Annotated in this window: 16 protein-coding genes; 9 read left to right on the top strand and 7 right to left on the bottom strand. The window is 67.8% G+C overall.

All coding sequences use genetic code 11. The annotated features are described in order from the left end of the window. Positions 1–10: 10 nt before the first annotated feature. Genes OHT01_RS14965 through OHT01_RS14955 form a run of 3 tightly spaced genes read left to right on the top strand, consistent with a single transcriptional unit; the run spans position 11 to position 3,224 of the window. Positions 11–991, top strand: coding sequence for an ABC transporter permease (locus OHT01_RS14965; protein WP_328553648.1), 981 nt, complete (start codon positions 11–13; stop codon positions 989–991). Between the two features lie 9 nt (positions 992–1,000). Next, positions 1,001–2,062 (top strand): ABC transporter ATP-binding protein, encoded by a 1,062-nt coding sequence (locus OHT01_RS14960; protein WP_328553647.1) that lies wholly within the window; start codon positions 1,001–1,003, stop codon positions 2,060–2,062. Between the two features lie 13 nt (positions 2,063–2,075). Beyond that, positions 2,076–3,224 carry an ABC transporter ATP-binding protein gene (locus OHT01_RS14955; protein ID WP_328553646.1) on the top strand — a complete coding sequence of 383 codons (1,149 nt, stop codon included), beginning with the start codon at positions 2,076–2,078 and terminating at the stop codon, positions 3,222–3,224. A 57-nt stretch (positions 3,225–3,281) separates the two neighbouring features. On the opposite strand, the gene OHT01_RS14950 is transcribed toward OHT01_RS14955, so the two are convergent. Beyond that, a complete protein-coding gene (locus tag OHT01_RS14950; protein ID WP_328553645.1) occupies positions 3,282–4,016 on the bottom strand; it encodes a class I SAM-dependent methyltransferase in 735 nt (244 codons plus the stop codon). Positions 4,017–4,220: 204 nt separating this feature from the next. On the opposite strand from OHT01_RS14950, the gene OHT01_RS14945 reads away from it, so the two are divergent. Next, complete coding sequence (locus tag OHT01_RS14945) at positions 4,221–4,634, top strand: VOC family protein (RefSeq protein ID WP_328553644.1); 414 nt, start codon at positions 4,221–4,223, stop codon at positions 4,632–4,634. Here the strand turns inward: OHT01_RS14945 and OHT01_RS14940 are convergent. Beyond that, positions 4,624–5,667 carry an amidohydrolase family protein gene (locus tag OHT01_RS14940; protein WP_328553643.1) on the bottom strand — a complete coding sequence of 348 codons (1,044 nt, stop codon included), beginning with the start codon at positions 5,665–5,667 and terminating at the stop codon, positions 4,624–4,626. The genes OHT01_RS14945 and OHT01_RS14940 overlap by 11 nt on opposite strands. Before the next feature lie 125 nt (positions 5,668–5,792). Between OHT01_RS14940 and OHT01_RS14935 the strand changes: the two genes are divergently transcribed. Both OHT01_RS14935 and OHT01_RS14930 read left to right on the top strand, forming a co-directional pair. Further along, the gene (locus OHT01_RS14935; protein ID WP_328553642.1) at positions 5,793–6,305 is read left to right on the top strand and encodes a DinB family protein; all 513 of its coding nucleotides are present in this window, start codon (positions 5,793–5,795) and stop codon (positions 6,303–6,305) included. 3 nt (positions 6,306–6,308) lie between these two features. Continuing rightward, positions 6,309–6,707 carry a VOC family protein gene (locus OHT01_RS14930; RefSeq protein WP_328553641.1) on the top strand — a complete coding sequence of 133 codons (399 nt, stop codon included), beginning with the start codon at positions 6,309–6,311 and terminating at the stop codon, positions 6,705–6,707. A gap of 178 nt (positions 6,708–6,885) precedes the next feature. Here the strand turns inward: OHT01_RS14930 and OHT01_RS14925 are convergent, their stop codons facing one another. From OHT01_RS14925 to OHT01_RS14905, 5 genes are all read right to left on the bottom strand, one after another. Next, positions 6,886–7,932, bottom strand: coding sequence for an ABC transporter ATP-binding protein (locus OHT01_RS14925; RefSeq protein ID WP_328553640.1), 1,047 nt, complete (start codon positions 7,930–7,932; stop codon positions 6,886–6,888). Between the two features lie 26 nt (positions 7,933–7,958). Next, positions 7,959–8,996, bottom strand: a complete 1,038-nt coding sequence (locus OHT01_RS14920) for an ABC transporter ATP-binding protein (protein ID WP_328553639.1) — start codon at positions 8,994–8,996, stop codon at positions 7,959–7,961. 49 nt (positions 8,997–9,045) lie between these two features. Then, a complete protein-coding gene (locus tag OHT01_RS14915; RefSeq protein WP_328553638.1) occupies positions 9,046–10,026 on the bottom strand; it encodes an ABC transporter permease in 981 nt (326 codons plus the stop codon). A 120-nt stretch (positions 10,027–10,146) separates the two neighbouring features. Next, positions 10,147–11,913 carry an ABC transporter substrate-binding protein gene (locus OHT01_RS14910; protein ID WP_328553637.1) on the bottom strand — a complete coding sequence of 589 codons (1,767 nt, stop codon included), beginning with the start codon at positions 11,911–11,913 and terminating at the stop codon, positions 10,147–10,149. Positions 11,914–11,991: 78 nt separating this feature from the next. After that, complete coding sequence (locus OHT01_RS14905) at positions 11,992–13,020, bottom strand: ABC transporter permease (RefSeq protein ID WP_328553636.1); 1,029 nt, start codon at positions 13,018–13,020, stop codon at positions 11,992–11,994. A 527-nt stretch (positions 13,021–13,547) separates the two neighbouring features. Between OHT01_RS14905 and OHT01_RS14900 the strand changes: the two genes are divergently transcribed. The 3 genes from OHT01_RS14900 to OHT01_RS14890 are packed head-to-tail and all read left to right on the top strand — an operon-like array spanning position 13,548 to position 17,163. Then, the gene (locus OHT01_RS14900) at positions 13,548–15,173 is read left to right on the top strand and encodes a peptide ABC transporter substrate-binding protein (protein ID WP_328553635.1); all 1,626 of its coding nucleotides are present in this window, start codon (positions 13,548–13,550) and stop codon (positions 15,171–15,173) included. A 54-nt stretch (positions 15,174–15,227) separates the two neighbouring features. Then, positions 15,228–16,151 carry an ABC transporter permease gene (locus tag OHT01_RS14895; protein ID WP_328553634.1) on the top strand — a complete coding sequence of 308 codons (924 nt, stop codon included), beginning with the start codon at positions 15,228–15,230 and terminating at the stop codon, positions 16,149–16,151. Then, positions 16,144–17,163 (top strand): ABC transporter permease, encoded by a 1,020-nt coding sequence (locus tag OHT01_RS14890; protein WP_405916196.1) that lies wholly within the window; start codon positions 16,144–16,146, stop codon positions 17,161–17,163. The genes OHT01_RS14895 and OHT01_RS14890 overlap by 8 nt, the downstream gene beginning before the upstream one ends. Positions 17,164–17,168: the final 5 nt, after the last annotated feature.

The raw sequence follows: 17,168 nt of genomic DNA, 5'->3' as shown, positions 1-17,168 counted from the left end.
TGCCCCTGTCATGCTGCGCTTCCTCGTTCGCCGCTCACTCGGCGCCGTCGTCATTCTCTTCCTGCTGAGTATCGTCGCGTTCCTGCTGTTCTTCGGGATGCCGAGGGACCCGGGGTTGCTGATGTGCGGCAAGACATGCACGCCGGCCAACCTCGCGAACATCCACCACGTGCTCGGCCTCGACAAGTCGATCCCCGAGCAGTACGCGATCTTCCTGCACAACCTCGTGCTGGGCAGCAACGACTTCGCTCAGGGTCCCTGCCCGGCCCCCTGCTTCGGGTACTCGTACCACACGAACGAGCAGGTCTGGGGCACGCTGATGGACCGGCTGCCCACCACCGTCTCGCTGACGCTGGGTTCGGCCGTCTTCTTCCTGATCGTCGGCCTCGGCACGGGCATGCTCTCCGCCTGGAAGCGGGGCACGCTCGTGGACAAGACGGTGACGGCCGGGGCGATGGTCCTCAGCTCGATGCAGATCTACTTCCTCGGCCCGCTGGCGCTGGCCGCCCTTGTCTACCAGAGCCACCTCTTCGACAAGCCCGCCTACAACGACTTCACCGCGAACCCGGTCAGCTGGTTCACCGGGCTGATCATCCCGTGGGTGATCCTGTCCACGATCTTCGCCTCGCAGTACACGCGTATGGCGCGCTCGTCGATGATCGAGCAGCTCCAGGAGGAACACGTCCGCACCGCGCGGGCGAAGGGCATGTCGCGCAAGTACGTCTTCTTCCGCTACGCCTGGCGCGGTTCCCTGATCCCCATCGTCACCATCTTCGGCATCGACCTCGGCTCGCTGCTGGGCGGAGCGATCATCACCGAGTACACGTTCGGACTCCCGGGCCTCGGTCAACTCGCCGTGCAGGCCGTCTTCTTCAGCGATCTTCCGCTGCTGCTGGGCGTGATGCTCTTCTCCGCCGCCATGATCCTTCTGTTCAACATCATCGTGGATGCCTGCTACGCCTTCATCGACCCGCGCGTGCGGCTGTCCTAGGAGCACTCCGTGACCACTCTCACCAAGGAATCGGGCGCCGGTGCCCCGGCCGACTCGGGTGCCTTCCTCTCGGTGCGTGACCTGTACGTCCGGTTCAAGACCGAGGACGGCGTCGTCAAGGCCGTCGACGGGCTCTCCTTCGACCTCGAACGGGGCAAGACCCTGGGCATCGTGGGCGAGTCGGGCTCCGGCAAGTCGGTGACCAACCTGACCATCCTCGGCCTGCACAACCCGATGTTCACGACCGTCGAGGGCGAGATCGTGCTCGACGGCCAGGAGCTGATCACGGCCCGGGAGTCGGAGCTGGAGAAGGTGCGCGGCAACAAGGCCGCGATGATCTTCCAGGACCCGCTGACGGCCCTCTCCCCGTACTACACGGTGGGCCGGCAGATCGCCGAGCCGTTCAGGAAGCACACCGGGGCCTCGAAGAAGGCCGCCTGGGACCGGGCGGTGGAGATGCTCGGCAAGGTCGGCATCCCCAACCCCAGGGAACGGGCGAAGGACTACCCGCACCAGTTCTCCGGCGGTATGCGCCAGCGCGCGATGATCGCGATGGCACTGGTCTGCGACCCCGACCTGCTGATCGCGGACGAGCCGACCACCGCGCTCGACGTGACCGTGCAGGCCCAGATCCTCGACCTCCTGAAGGACCTCCAGCAGGAGTTCGGCTCCGCGATCATCTTCATCACGCACGACCTGGGCGTGATCGCGGACATGGCCGACGACATCATGGTGATGTACGCGGGCGGGGCGGTGGAACGCGGCACGGTGAACGAGGTACTCCGCTCGCCCCAGCATCCCTACACCTGGGGACTGCTCAACTCCATGCCGCGGCTGGACTCGGACCTGAGCACGCCGCTGGCCCCCATCCCCGGCGCGCCGCCCTCCCTGCTGAGGCCGCCGTCGGGCTGCCGGTTCCACCCCCGCTGCACCTTCCAGGGCGAGGTCGGGGGCGCGCGGTGCGTGGACGTACTCCCGCTGCTGCCGGCGGGCCGCGGAGGCGCGTGTCACCTCACGGCCGAGCAGAAGCAGACCATTTTCGTCGAGCAGATCAAGCCCCGGCTGCGGTAGGGAGAACAGCGCCATGAAGGAAGACGTCGCGAAGGACGTCCCGACGGGTGAGACCACGCTGCCCGCCCCGCGCGCGGCCACCGTCGACAGCTCCGCCGAACCGCTGCTGGTGGTCGACAAGCTGGTCAAGCACTTCCCCGTCAAGGGCGGCTTCCCGATCCGCCGCACCATCGGCGCGGTGCAGGCCGTGGACGGCATCGACCTGACGGTGAACGTCGGCGAGAGCTTCGGCCTGGTGGGGGAGTCGGGCTGCGGCAAGTCGACGACCGGACGCCTGATCACCCGCCTGCTGGAACCGACCGGCGGCACGATCTCGTACCGCGGCAAGGACATCAGCCACGCGAGCCGCAAGGACCTGGCGCCGATCCGCTCCGAGATCCAGATGATCTTCCAGGACCCGTACTCCTCGCTGAATCCGCGCCAGACGGTCGGCAAGATCATCTCGGCTCCGATGGAGGTCAACGGGATCAACCCGCCCGGCGGCCGCGAGAAGCGGGTCCGCGAACTGCTGGAGATCGTCGGTCTGAGCCCCGAGCACTACAACCGCTTCCCGCACGAGTTCTCCGGGGGACAGCGCCAGCGCATCGGGGTGGCCCGCGCGCTGGCCCCGGAGCCGAAGCTGATCGTCGCGGACGAGCCGGTCTCGGCCCTCGACGTCTCCATCCAGGCGCAGGTCGTCAACCTCCTCCAGGAGGTACAGAAGGAACTGGGCATCGCGTTCCTGTTCATCGCCCACGACCTGGCGGTGGTACGGCACTTCTCGCAGCGCGTCGCGGTCATGTACCTCGGCAAGGTGATCGAGGTCGGCGACCGTGACTCGATCTACACCCGGCCCCGGCACCCCTACACCCACGCCCTGCTGTCCGCGGTCCCCGAGGTCGAACTGGAGGAGTCCGGCAAGGTCCGCCGGGAGCGGATCCGCCTCGCGGGCGACGTGCCGTCACCCATCTCCCCGCCCTCCGGCTGCCGGTTCCGCACCCGCTGCTGGAAGGCGCAGGACAAGTGCGCCCAGGAGGAGCCGCCGCTGGTCCGGATCTCCGGCAACGAGGCGGGCCATCTGACGGCGTGCCACTTCCCGGAGGACCCGACCGTCGAACGCGAGAAGGACATCGTGCTGGACCCGGCGCTCGCGGCGCTGGAGGACGCGGCCGAGGGCTCCTAGAGCCCCACCGGCGTACGGAGCGGGTCCGCGCCCTGTGCGCGGGCCCGCTCTCGCCCGTCAGGCAGGCCCGGCGACGGTGATGATCTCGGGGGCGGTGGCGGAGAGCGGCTCGCGCCCCCAGTTCCCGTACTGCTCGCGCACGACGAGCCCGGCCTCACCGAGGAACTCCCGCAAGGCGTCGGCGTCCAGGAACCGCAGAGTGCTGCGGCTGGTCCTCGGCCGCCCCCAGCGCGCGTGCTCGAACGTCTCGCTGAACGTCACGCGGTCCCCGAGCACCGGCGCCTCGACCTCGTGGCGGACCCGTACGGCGTTCCCGTACGCGTCGACGACCTCGCGTGCCCGCTCGGGCCTCCAGTCCTCCCACGCCCGTACAGCGGGATTGCGGGTCTCGAAGACGAACCGCCCGCCGTCGCGCAGAGCCTGCCGTACGGCGCCCAGCGCGAAGCGCACCTCCTCGTCGCCGACGAGCACCTGGAACGCGTGCCCGGTCATCACGACGAGGTCGAACTCCCGCTCCCAGCGCGCCGATCCGAGATCCCCGAGCACCCACTCGACGGAGGCCCGCCGGCGCGCCTGCACCAGCATGGCCGCGGCGGGATCGAGCCCGCACAGCCGTCCCCCGTGGCCGGACTCCCGGGCCTGCGCCAGCAGCCGCCCCGTCCCGCACCCGACATCGAGCACGGACCGCGCGGACATCACCAGGTCCAGGTAGAAATCGTCACTCGGTCCCCATGGATTCAGCGTGTCGTACAGGGCGGCGAGGGAGACATCACTGAACGAACGGTCAGTCATCACAGCAGTCTGTCAGCCCGCGGGGCCGTCCGAAACCACTGATCGGGAAGGAATCGGGTGAAGGAATCGGGTGGGCAAGTCCGTGGAAAACATGCCAGGTTGAACCGGCCGGCCGACCGGTGGGACCCGACCGGGTGACCGGCTGCCGGTCGACGGGCAACCGGGGGACCGGGCTCCGACAGCGTTTGCGAGGAACGGGACGAGATGCTGCATCACATCGAACTGTGGGTGCCGGACCTGGGGCGGGCGGTGCGCTCCTGGGGCTGGCTGCTGGAGCGGCTCGGGTACGCGCCGTACCAGGACTGGCCGGACGGCCGGAGCTGGCGGCTGGGGGAGACCTACCTCGTCTTCGAGCGGTCGCCCGCCCTTGTCGCCGATCACCACGACCGACTGCGCCCGGGGCTCAACCACCTCGCCTTCCATGTCTCCAGCCGTGCCGAACTCGACACGCTCGTCGAGGAGGCGCCCGAGTACGGCTGGACGCTGCTGTTCCCGGAACGCCATCCCCACGCGGGCGGCCCCGGGCAGTACGCCGCCTATCTGGAGAACACCGACGGTTTCGAGGCCGAGCTCGTGGCCAGGGACGAGGAGAGGGAGGCCCAGGGGCTCAGCGGATGATCCGGCCGCGCAGCACGACGCGGCGCGGGTGACGCAGGACGCCCGCGTCCTCGCGGGGGTCCGTGTCATAGACGGTGATGTCGGCCAGGGCGCCCTCGGCCAGCAGGGGCAGCCCCAGAAAGGCGCGGGCGGTCCAGCTCGCCGCGCCGACGGCGGCCTCGGGAGGAAGCCCGGCGCCGATGAGGTGCTCGACCTCGACGGCGACGTTGCCATGGGGCGCCGAGTCTGTGCCGGCCAGGACGGTGACACCGGCGTCGTACGCCTCCTGGACCCGGCGGATCATCGTGCGGTGCCCCTCGTGCCAGAGCCGGCCCCGGGCGTTGTCCTTGGCGCGGAGGGGCGCGCTCTGCGCGAACGCGGTGAGCGTGGGGACGTACGACGTGCCGTGCCCGGCCATCAGCCCGACGCACTCCTGAGGCATCCCCATGCCGTGTTCGATCGAGTCGACCCCCGCGCGGGCCGCGCCCAGCACTCCTTCCGCGGACTGGCAGTGCGCCGCGACCCGGCCGCCCGCGGCGTGCACGCCGTCGACCACGGCGCGCAGCAACTCGTACGGCACCGGTGGCGCCTCGAAGTCCCAGTCGCCCATGAGCTTGCACCACCCGTCGTGGGCCTTCGCCTCGGCCACCGCCGCGGCGACCAGGTCGTCGGTCACCGTGTGGAACCCGGCGCTGCGGGAGAGCCCGGCCCAGGCCAGCCAGCGTCCCGCCGTGATCATGCGGGGTGAACCGGGGGCCTCCCTCAGCTCGTCGGGGATCTCGCCCAGCAGCCCCGGAAACCGCAGGGCCGTGACACCCGCGTCCCGGTGCTCGGCGATCTGCTCGGCGAAGACCTCCGGATCGAAGACCGGGTCGTCCCCGGCGGCGGCACCCGGGTGCGTGTGGACGTCCACGAGGCCCGGCAGCAGGAATCCGCCGTCGGCGACGGTGTCCGCCGGGGCGGAGGGGCGCTCGAAGGTGATCCGGTCGCCGAGTGTCCAGAGGTCGCGCACGACGCCGTCGGGCAGGACCGTTCCGCGCAGGTGCAGGGGCATGACGCGACAGTCTGCCGGTGGTGTCGGAGTCAAGGCAACACCGCCGGGGATGCCGCCTGTTGGCCGTTCCGGGCTGCCGGATAATCGCTCGACACCGACCGGGGCGACCGGGATGCTTCACCCCGATGACTTCACAGAAACGAACGGACACGCCCCCCACCTGGGACGAGCGTACCCAGTTGGCCACCTTCCTCGACTACGCCCGCGCCACCGTCCGCGCCAAGTGCGACGGGGTGTCCGCGGAGGACGCCCGCAAGGCCCCGCTGCCCGGGTCCCCGCTGATGACCCTCAGCGGGCTCGTCAACCATCTCCGCTGGGTCGAGTACTACTGGTTCCAGGTGGTCTTCCTGGGCGAGGAGGACAAGGGGCCCTGGACGGACGAGGACCCCGACCGCGAGATGCGCGTCGCCGTCGACTTCCCGCTGTCGCAGTTGCTCGACGAGTACGACGAACAGAGCGCCCGTTACCGCGAGTTGGTGGCGGCGCACGACCTCGACGCCAAGGCCGAGCGGCCGGGCCGCGACGGCGCGCGCTTCGACCTCCGCTGGATCGTCCTCCACCTCGTGGAGGAGACGGCCCGCCACAACGGCCACCTCGACATCCTGCGCGAACTGGCCGACGGCCGGACGGGGGCCTAGACCATGGCAGAAGCCCAGTTGTCGCACCCCACCATCCGCACCATCACCTTCGACTGCACCGGCGATCCGTACGATGTCGGGCTGTTCTGGAGCGAGTTGCTGGGTCGGCCGCTCGCCGACGACGACAAGCCCGGTGATCCGGAAGCGGTGATCGTGGACCCGTCCGGTGGCCCGACCCTCCTGTTCGTGCGGGTCCCCGAGGGCAAGACGGTCAAGAACCGTGTCCACCTCGATCTGACCCCGCACGGCCGCACCCGCGACGAGGAGGTCGAACGCGCCCTGTCCCTCGGCGCCGGCCGCGTCGCGGACCACATCCGCCCGGACGGCGGGGGCTGGGTCCTCCTCGCGGACCCGGAGGGCAACGAGTTCTGCGTGGAGCGCGGGGATCTGGAGTCGGGCTGACCCTGCCGGCCGGGGCCGGAACGGTTCCGTCAGGACCCCGCGATTCCCAGGGGGACGCAGAAGGCCCGCACCGAGACGGTGCGGGCCTTCGTCTCCCCTGAAACCGGCGTTCATAGGCTCGGGTCAATGGGCCGGGAAAGTCGGTTTCTGAAGGGGGCGGCTGACGGAAAGGGGTGTGTCAGACCGCCGCCTCGGGGTCCTTGGAGAGACGCTGGGCCGGAATGGTCTCCTTCGTCTCCGGGTAGTGGCACGCCGTCAGGTGACCGTCGTTGCTGCCCGAGATCTGCACCAGCGGCGGAGCCTCGCTCGCGCACTTCTCCGTCGCCTTCCAGCAGCGGGTGCGGAAGCGGCAGCCCGACGGCGGGTTGATCGGAGAGGGGACGTCGCCGGTGAGACGGATGCGCTCGCGGTCGGGGGCGTCGTCCACCCTGACCTCGGGGACGGCGGAGAGCAGTGCGCGCGTGTACGGGTGGCGCGGGTTGTCGTACAGGTCGTCGCGGTTGGCGATCTCCACGATCTTGCCGAGGTACATGACCGCCACACGCTGCGAGAAGTGCCGGACGATCGCGAGGTCGTGCGCGATGAAGACGAACGCGATGCCCAGGTCCTTCTGAAGCTTCTGGAGCAGGTTCACCACCTGCGCCTGGATCGAGACGTCGAGGGCCGAGACCGGCTCGTCCGCGACGATCAGCTTCGGCTCCAGGGCCAGGGCGCGGGCCACCCCGATACGCTGGCGCTGACCGCCGGAGAACTCGTGCGGGAAGCGGTTGTAGTGCTCGGGGTTGAGGCCCACCGTCTCCAGCAGCTCGCGCACGCGCTTCTCGCGGCCGCCGGGCGGGTTGATGTCGTTGACCTCCATCGGACCCGAGATGATCTTGCCGACCGTGTGCCTCGGGTTGAGGGAGGCGTACGGGTCCTGGAAGATCATCTGGATCTCGGAGCGGACCGGCGCCAGCTTCCTGCGGTCGGCGTGCGTGATGTCCTGGCCGCGGTAGACGATCTTGCCGGCCGTCGGCTCCAGCAGGCGGGTGATCAGCCGGCCCGTCGTCGACTTGCCGCATCCGGACTCACCGACCAGCCCCAGGCTCTCGCCCTCGGCCACCTGGAAGTCCAGACCGTCCACGGCCTGGACCGCGCCCACCGTACGACGGATGGGGAAACCGCCCTTGATGGGGAAGTGCATGCGGAGCCCGGAGACGTCCAGGAGGGGAGTGGTGCTGCTCATGGTGGTGAATTCCCGTCTCGTTTACGTCAGTTGGCCCGGCTGCCGGCGAAGTCGCTGAAGAGCTCGCGGCGCTGGTCGGCGGTCAGGTGGCAGGCGGAACCGCGTCCGTCCGTGATCTCCAGCAGGGGGCGCTCGGAGGAGCAGCGCCCGCCGTCCACCTTCTCGGCGAAGGTGCACCGAGGGTGGAAGCGGCAGCCGGAGGGCGGGTTGAGGAGCGAGGGGGGCGAGCCGGGGATCGGAGTCAGCGGAACGTCGACAGGACCCTCCAGGCTCGGCATCGAAGCGAGCAGGCCCAAGGTGTAGGGGTGCTGCGGCGCGCGCAGCACCTCCTTCTTGGTGCCCCGCTCCACGCACCGGCCGCCGTACATCACCAGGACGTCGTCCGCGATGTCGGCGATGACGCCGAGGTCGTGGGTGATGAAGATGATCGCCGTGCCGAACTCCTGCTGGAGGTCCTTGAGCAGGTCCATGATCTGGGCCTGCACGGTCACGTCGAGCGCGGTGGTCGGCTCGTCCGCGATCAGCAGCTCGGGGTCGCAGACCAGCGCCATCGCGATCATCGCGCGCTGGCGCATACCGCCGGAGAACTGGTGCGGATAGTCGTCCACCCGGATGTCCGGCTGCGGGATGCCGACGCGGGTCAGCATCTCGATGGCGCGAGTCCTGGCCTCCCGCTTGGAGCACCCCGTGTGCTTGCGGTACGTCTCGCCGATCTGCGCACCGATGGTGTGGTACGGCGACAGAGAGGTCAGGGCGTCCTGGAAGATCATCGACATCTTGTTGCCGCGCAGCTTCTCCAGCAGCTTTTCCGGAGCGCCGTTGAGCTCCTGTCCGTCGAGGGTGATGGAGCCCTCGACGGCCGTGTTGTCCGGGTTGTGCAGCCCCAGGATCGTCAGGTTCGTGACGGACTTGCCGGACCCTGACTCACCGACGATGCCCAGGGTCCTGCCGCGGACGAGGTCGAAGGAGAGGCCGTCGACGGCCTTGACGGTGCCGTCCTCGGTGGAGAAGTGCACCTTCAGGTCCTTGACGGACAGGAAGGGCTGCTGGTCGGTGCTCGTCACGGGGACGCTCCTGAGGGGGTGATGCGGGGTAGCTGGTGGGGGCGGCGGATCAGGCGAGCCGGATACGCGGGTCGATCAGGGCGTAGACGGCGTCCACGACGATGTTGGCGATGACCACGAAGGACGCGGTGATGACCATGATGCCGAGCAGCATGGGCAGGTCGTTCGCGGTCACGGACTTCAGGGCGAGCAGGCCGACACCCTGGAGACTGAAGGTCTTCTCGGTGATCACCGCGCCGCCGAGCAGGACGCCGAGGTCGATGCCGAAGACGGTGACGATCGGTCCCATCGCGCCGCGCCAGGCGAAGCGGAAGAAGACGTTCCTGCGGGAGAGTCCCTTGGCGCGGGCGGTGCGCACGTAGTCCTCGCTGAGCTGCTCCACCAGTTGGGAGCGCGTCATGCGGGTGTAGTTCGCGGTGAAGATCAGCGCCAGCACGAGCCAGGGAAGCAGCAGTCCGTTGACCCACGAGGCGGGGTTGTCGGTGAAGTCCGTGTACGAGGGCTGGTCCAGTATGTGCAGCTGGTAGACGAAGACGTACAGGGCCAGCGTGCCGACGAAGTAGATCTGCATCGACGAGGCGATCAGCGAGGCGCTGCTGGCGATCTTGTCGAGGGCCTTGCCCTGCTTTACGGCGGCGAGCATGCCGGCACCGACACCGAAGATGAGGAACACCACGGACGATCCGATGGCGAGCGAGATCGTCGTCGGGAAGCGGCTCATGATCGTCGAGAGGACGGGCTGACGGCTGCTGAACGAGTAGCCGAGGCACGGCGCGTCACAGTGGCCGTAGGACCCGTAGTCCCGGCCGAGGAAGATGCCCGTCAGCCAGTGCCAGTACTGCACGGGCAGCGAATCGGTGATCCCCATGTTGTGGCGGATCACCAGGAGCGTGTCCGGGGTGCAGAGCTTGCCGCAGGCCATCCGGGCCGGATCGCGCGGCACCGCGTAGAAGAGCATGAACGTGATCGCACTGATGATCACCAGCGTTATCACGGCGCCGAGGATGCGGCGGACGAGGAAGCGAAGCATGGGGAGTGGCTTTCCTGGGATGGGCCGTCATGCGGAGCGAATTCGGACCGGGTGTGACGAAGAGACCGCGGAAGGCGGACCGGGTGGGGCGGCGCGTGGCCGCCCCACCCGGCGGACGGATCAGGCCTTGACGTACATCTTGTAGAGCATGCAACCGTCGAAGTTCGGGTCCATCTTGACGTTGCCGAGCTTGGAGCCGTGGAGGTAGATGCGCCTCATGTACAGGTCCGGGATGAACGCCGCGGTCTCGGTGACCTGCTTGTCCAGGGCGGCCCACATCTTGTTGGCCTTCGTCTGGTCGGTCTCGGCCGTGGCGGCCTTGATCGCGGCGTCGACGGCCGGGTCGTTGAGGTGGGCGTAGTTCGAGCCGCCGTCGGTGATGCCCTTGCTGTCGAACAGCGGCTGGAAGACCGAGTAACCGGTCGGCCAGTCGGAGCCCCAGCCGCCCCAGTACACGTCGTACGGGTTGTCGACCTTGCCGATCTGGTCGTACCAGGTGGTCGAGTCGATGGACTTGGTGACCACGTCGAAGCCGGCCGCCTTGAGGGCGTTCTCGATCACGACCGCGAGCTTCGGCTGGACGTCGTCCTGCTGGTAGGCGTAGACGACCTTGTAGCCGGTCTTGCCGGCCTTCTTCAGGATCTTCTTCGCGGCGGCCGGGTCGCCCGCGGGGGTCTTGAGCTTGCCCCACACGTCCTGCGACTCGTAGCCGGCCACGAGCGGGCTCATGATGCCGGTGGCGAAGTCGCCCTTGGCCGAGCCGCCCTGGAGCTGACGGATCTGCGCGGTCGGCCACGCCTTGATCAGGGCCTCACGGACGGAGTGGTCCGTGATCCGGGTGGTGTTGATCCAGTAGACGCTGACGCCGCTGCCGAGCTGCATGAAGATGCGGTCCTTGGCCTCCGACTGCGCCTTCGTGATGCGCTCCTGGGGGATCGTGCGCCAGGACACGGCGTACTGGTCCTTGCCGGAGTCGGCGAGCAGGCGGTCGATCGCGGTGAGCTGCTCGACGCCGAAGGTGAAGTCGAACTCGTCCGGGTAGGCGTTGCGGATCGGGTCGGTGGCCGCGTCCCAGTGCTCGTTGCGGACCAGGACCATCGACTTGTCGGTGACGTGGGACTTCACCCGGTAGGGACCGTTGGAGACCGGCTTCTTGTCGTAGTTCTCCTTGGTGTCCTTCTTCACCGGGGTCGGCGCGTACGAGTTCATCGCGACGACGTAGTTGAAGTCGGGGCGCGCCTCGGAGAGGTGGAAGGTGACCGTCTTGCCGCTGGTCACGATCGACTTCAGGTGCTTGTTCTTGTACGGGCCCGGGTACGACTTGCGGTACTCCGCCGAGCCGGTCAGCCACTGCTGGACGTACATGGCGCCCTCAGTGATGAAGCTGGCGAAGGCGCGCTCTATGCCGTGGCGGACGTCGTCGACGGTGACGTCGGTGCCGTCCTCCCACTTGACGCCGTCCTTCAGGGTGAAGGCCCAGGTCTTGCCGCCGTCGGTCATCGTGCCCGTGTCCGTGGCGAGGTCACCGACGAGGGTCAGCGAACCGTCGTCGCCGACCTTGTAGCCGGTCAGCGCGCGGTTGAGGACGATCGACGCGAGCGAGTTCCACGCGTAGTAGATGCGCTGCGGGTCGAGGTGCGAGACGTCGTCGTCGTTGAGCAGGTAGACCGTCCCGCCCTTCTTCGCGCCGGAGACCTCGGGCGCGGGGCCCGTGGAGTCCGCCTTGGTGCCGATCTTGACCTGGGTGGTGTGCGCCTTGGCGGCGTCCTGCTTGCCACCGCCGGAGCCACTCCCGGTGGAGTCACCGCTGCTGCACGCGGTGAGCACGGAGCCAGCTGCGGCCGCAACACCGGTCGCGATCAGGAAATTTCTGCGCGAAAAAGACATCGCATCCTGCCTTGAGAGTGAGTGTGATGAGAGAAGCCGGCACCCGGCGTCGTTGCCGTGGCCCCTGAGGGACCGGATCTAGCGCTTGGTCTTGGGGTCGAGCGCGTCGCGCAGCGAGTCTCCGAGGAGGTTGAACGCCAGGACGAAGACCACCATCGTGAGACCCGGGAACAGCAGGTACGTGATGTCGTCCTGGTAGACGTCGGCGGCGCGACCGAGCATGACGCCCCAGTCGGGCGTGGATTCCTTCACGCCCACGCCCAGGAAGGCGAGACCTGCCTCCGTGGTGACCATCAACGGCAGGTTGAGCGTGGCCTGGATCAGGATCGGCGTCCAGAGATTGGGCAGCAGTTCCTTGAAGATGATGCGGGCCGGCGAGGCGCCCGTGACCCTGGCGGCCTCTACGAACTCACGCTCCCGCAGGGCCATCACCTGGCCGCGCAGCAGTCGGGCGATGGAGGCCCAGCCGAAGATGGTGAGGATGCCGATGAGGGACACCACGGTGAGCCAGCCCGGCGTGTTCTCGTCGTCCGCCACGAACAGGGCGAGCACGACCGGGGTGAACGCGATGAAGAAGAGCTGCGAGGGGAAGGCCAGCAGGATGTCGATGACCCGGCCGATGAGCCAGTCGGTCTTGTTCCCCATGTAGCCGGCGGTGATGCCCATCACGACACCGATGATCACGACCAGCAGCGTGACCGCCGTGGCGATCAGCAGCGAGTTGCGGATGCCGTAGAGCAGGAACGTGAACACGTCACGGCCGAGGCCGGGCTCCAGCCCGAACCAGAAGTCGCCGCTGATACCGCCGTTCGCCTTGATCGGGAAGCTGTTGTCGCCGAGCAGGCCGGGCTGGTTGAGACCGTAGGTCGTGGTCGGGTCCTTGCCGTACAGCTTCGCGATGAGCGGCGCGGCGATCGACACGACGAAGAAGACAATCACTATGTACGCCGATATGACGCCCGTGCGGTCCCGTTTGAACCGGAGCCACGCGAGTTGTCCCGGGGACCGGCTCTCGTTGGCCTTGGCGGCGGGAGAGTGCGCCGAGATCTCGGCACTCTCGTCGGTCACCTCAAGCGGGGCGGCCGCGGAAGGAGTAGGGGGGGTCATGGTGCTCCAGGCCCGTGGGGGTCAAGGGCTCCGCAGGGCGCTCCCTACGGGCTACGCCGGACTTTTTCAACGCAATTCATGCAAGGTCAATAAAATCTCGGTCGCCTTGGGTTTCTCTTTACTGTCTTTGCCTGGATTTGACCTCGGCGTAACTACGCGTGTAGCGCATCGTGGCCGTTCTGTGTCCGGATTCGGACCAATTACGCGAAACGGTCAATGAGTTCGTTATCCGGACGCCGGAGTCTCGGAATGCGTACATCTGGTGCGCTGGAATCAACGGTTCCGTATCGAAGTGCGGAGACCTGTTGCGCCGAAGGTCAAGATCCTCTTCGCCGAAGGTCAAGATCCTCTGACGGCGCGTTTGGAGTACCCCCTTCCGGATGGACCGACACCCGAAAGGGTGGGGTAAATGTGCGATGCGCCATGTATGGACGGATATTGGGCCCTAAAGGCACAACGCACCGGAGCCGGACGTCCGACCCCGACCCCGGCGCCGGCGGCACAGCGCACTCTTGAGGAGGCACTCCATGCGTGGAGCCACACACGCCAAATGGGCCGCATGCGCGGTGGCGGTAGCCCTCGCGGCGTCCGCCTGCGGGGGCGGAGGGGGTGGCAGCAGCAGCGGCTCCGGCACCGTCAGTGCCTCCTGGGGTGACCCGCAGAACCCGCTCGAACCGTCCAACACCAACGAGGTGCAGGGCGGCAAGGTCCTCGACATGATCTTCCGCGGGCTGAAGCGGTACAACGCCAAGACCGGCGCCGCCGAGGACATGCTCGCCCAGAAGATCGACACCACCGACTCGCAGAACTTCACGATCACGGTCAAGAGCGGCTGGAAGTTCAGCAACGGCGAGGCCGTCACCGCGCAGTCCTTCGTCGACGCCTGGAACTACGGCGCCAGCCTGAAGAACAACCAGAAGAACGCGTACTTCTTCGGGTACATCGACGGCTACGACAAGGTGCACCCCGAAACGGGCAGCCAGACCGCGGACACCCTCTCCGGGCTCAAGGTGACCGGCACGGACACGTTCACCGTCAAGCTCACCCAGAAGTTCTCGACCTTCCCGGACACCCTCGGCTACGCGGCCTTCTCGCCGCTGCCCAAGTCGTTCTTCAGCGACCACGCGGCCTGGGTGAAGAAGCCCATCGGCAACGGCCCGTACACCATCGACTCCTACTCCAAGGGCTCCCAGATGTCCCTGGTGAAGTGGGACGGCTACCCCGGTGACGACAAGGCGCAGAACGCCGGTGTGACCCTCAAGGTCTACACGGACAACAACACCGCCTACAACGACCTCCTGGCCGGCAACCTCGACCTCGTCGACGACGTGCCCGCGGCCCAGCTCAAGAACGCCAAGACCGACCTGAACGGCCGGTACATCAACACCCCGGCCGGCATCATCCAGACGCTCGCCTTCCCGTTCTACGACCCGAAGTGGAACACCAGCGGCGCGACGAAGGTCCGTCAGGGACTGTCCATGGCGATCAACCGCCAGCAGATCACCGACACGATCTTCCAGAAGACGCGGACGCCCGCCAGCGACTGGACCTCACCGGTGCTCGGCGAGAAGGGCGGCTTCCAGGAAGGCCTGTGCGGCAAGTACTGCGACTACAACCCGACCGAGGCCAAGAAGATGGTCCAGGAGGGCGGCGGTCTGCCCGGCGGCCAGGTCAAGATCTCGTACAACGCGGACACCGGGTCCCACAAGGAGTGGGTCGACGCCGTCTGCAACTCCATCAACAACGCGCTCGGCAACGAGAAGGCCTGCGTCGGCAACCCGATCGGCACGTTCGCCGACTTCCGCAACCAGATCGGGCAGCACAAGATGCCCGGTCCGTTCCGGGCCGGCTGGCAGATGGACTACCCGCTGATCCAGAACTTCCTCCAGCCGCTGTACTACACGAACGCGTCCTCCAACGACGGCCAGTGGTCGAACAAGCAGTTCGACAGCCTCGTCAACCAGGCGAACGCCGAGACCGACACCAGCAAGGCCATCAAGCTCTTCCAGCAGTCCGAAGGGGTCGTCCGGGACAACATGGCCGCCATCCCGCTCTGGTACCAGAACGGCAGCGCCGGCTACTCGGACAAGGTCTCGAACGTGGCACTGAACCAGTTCAGCGTCCCGGTCTACAACGAGATCACCGTCAACTGAGCCGCCCGGGGCGGGCCCGTCGAAACGGCCCGCCCCTCTATCTCCGGAGCACTCATGGGACGGTACGTCATCCGGCGTCTGCTGCAGATGATCCCGGTCTTCTTCGGCGCCACCATTCTCATCTTCCTGATGGTGAACGTGATGGGCGACCCCATCGCGGGCCTGTGCGGTGAACGGCAGTGCGACCCCGCGACGGCCGCCCAGCTGCGCACGGAGTTCGGCCTGGACAAACCCCTGTGGCAGCAGTACCTGACCTACATCGGCCACATCTTCACCGGAGACTTCGGCACCGCGTTCACCGGACAGCCGGTCACCGAGCTGATGGCCTCCGCCTTCCCGGTCACCATCCGGCTGACGATCGTCGCGATCTTCTTCGAGATCGTCATCGGCATCACGCTCGGCGTCATCACCGGTCTGCGCCGCGGCCGGCCCGTCGACACCGGCGTCCTGCTGCTCACCCTCGTGGTCATCTCCGTGCCGACCTTCGTCACCGGTCTGCTGGCCCAACTACTGCTCGGCATCAAGTGGGGCTGGATCAAACCGTCCGTCTCCGCGGACGCCACCTTCGGCGAGCTGATCGTTCCCGGCCTGGTGCTGGCCTCGGTGTCCCTCGCGTACGTGACCCGGCTGACCCGTACCTCCATCGCGGAGAACAAACGGTCCGACTACGTCCGTACGGCCGTCGCCAAGGGCCTGTCACGGCGCCGGGTGACCACCCGGCACCTGCTGCGCAACTCGCTGATCCCCGTCGTCACCTTCATCGGCACCGACATCGGCGCGCTGATGGGCGGCGCGATCGTCACCGAGCGGATCTTCAACATCCACGGCGTCGGCTACCAGCTCTACCAGGGGATCGTGCACCAGAACACCCAGACCGTCGTCGGCTTCGTGACCATCCTCGTCCTCGTCTTCCTGGTCGCCAACCTGCTCGTCGACCTTCTGTACGCCGTACTCGACCCGAGGATCCGCTATGCCTGAGCAGCCGCCGTACGAGGAAGAACCGCACCACGGGCCGCAGGGTCCCCCGCCGGAGGACCTCGCCATGGCCCCGACCGGCTTCGGCGGCACCATGGACCTCGGATCGAGCGAAGCGGAGACCCTGGAGAAGACGCCGGGAGGACCGGAGGGAACCGGGCCGAAGGAGAAGCCGCGCTCCCTGTGGTCCGACGCCTGGCGGGACCTGCGCCGCAACCCCGTCTTCATCATCTCCGGACTGGTCATCCTCTTCCTGGTCGTGATCTCGATCTGGCCCTCCCTGATCACCTCCCAGAGCCCGCTCCAGTGCGACCTCTCCAAGGCGCAGCAGGGCTCGCAGTCCGGACACCCCTTCGGCTACGACGGCCAGGGCTGCGACGTCTACACGCGGACCGTGTACGGGACCCGCGTCTCGATCAGCGTCGGTGTGCTCGCCACGCTCGGGGTCGCGCTCCTCGGCTCGTTCCTCGGCGGGCTCGCCGGGTTCTACGGCGGGGTGGGCGACTCGATCCTGTCCCGGACCACCGACATCTTCTTCGCGATCCCCGTGGTGCTCGGCGGTCTGGTCCTCCTCTCCGTGGTGACCAGCAACACGATCTGGCCGGTCGTCGGGTTCATGGTGCTGCTCGGCTGGCCGCAGATCTCCCGTATCGCGCGCGGCTCCGTCATCACCACCAAGGAGAACGACTACGTCCAGGCGGCCCGCGCGCTCGGCGCCTCCAACTCCCGGCTGATGCTGCGGCACATCACCCCGAACGCGGTCGCGCCGGTGATCGTCGTCGCGACCATCGCGCTCGGCACGTACATCTCGCTGGAGGCGACGCTGTCGTACCTGGGGGTCGGTCTCAAGCCCCCGACGGTGAGCTGGGGCATCGACATCTCCTCGGCCTCCGCGTACATCCGCCAGGCCCCGCACATGCTGCTGTGGCCGGCCGGCGCGCTCGCGATCACCGTGCTCGCGTTCATCATGCTCGGCGACGCGGTGCGCGACGCCCTCGACCCGAAGCTGAGGTGACCGCC

This window comes from Streptomyces sp. NBC_00358, from assembly GCF_036099295.1.
In the GTDB taxonomy this organism is placed as follows: domain Bacteria; phylum Actinomycetota; class Actinomycetes; order Streptomycetales; family Streptomycetaceae; genus Streptomyces.
The sequence above is the reverse complement of the archived record's forward strand: the minus strand, read 5'-3'. Positions and strand labels throughout refer to the sequence as shown.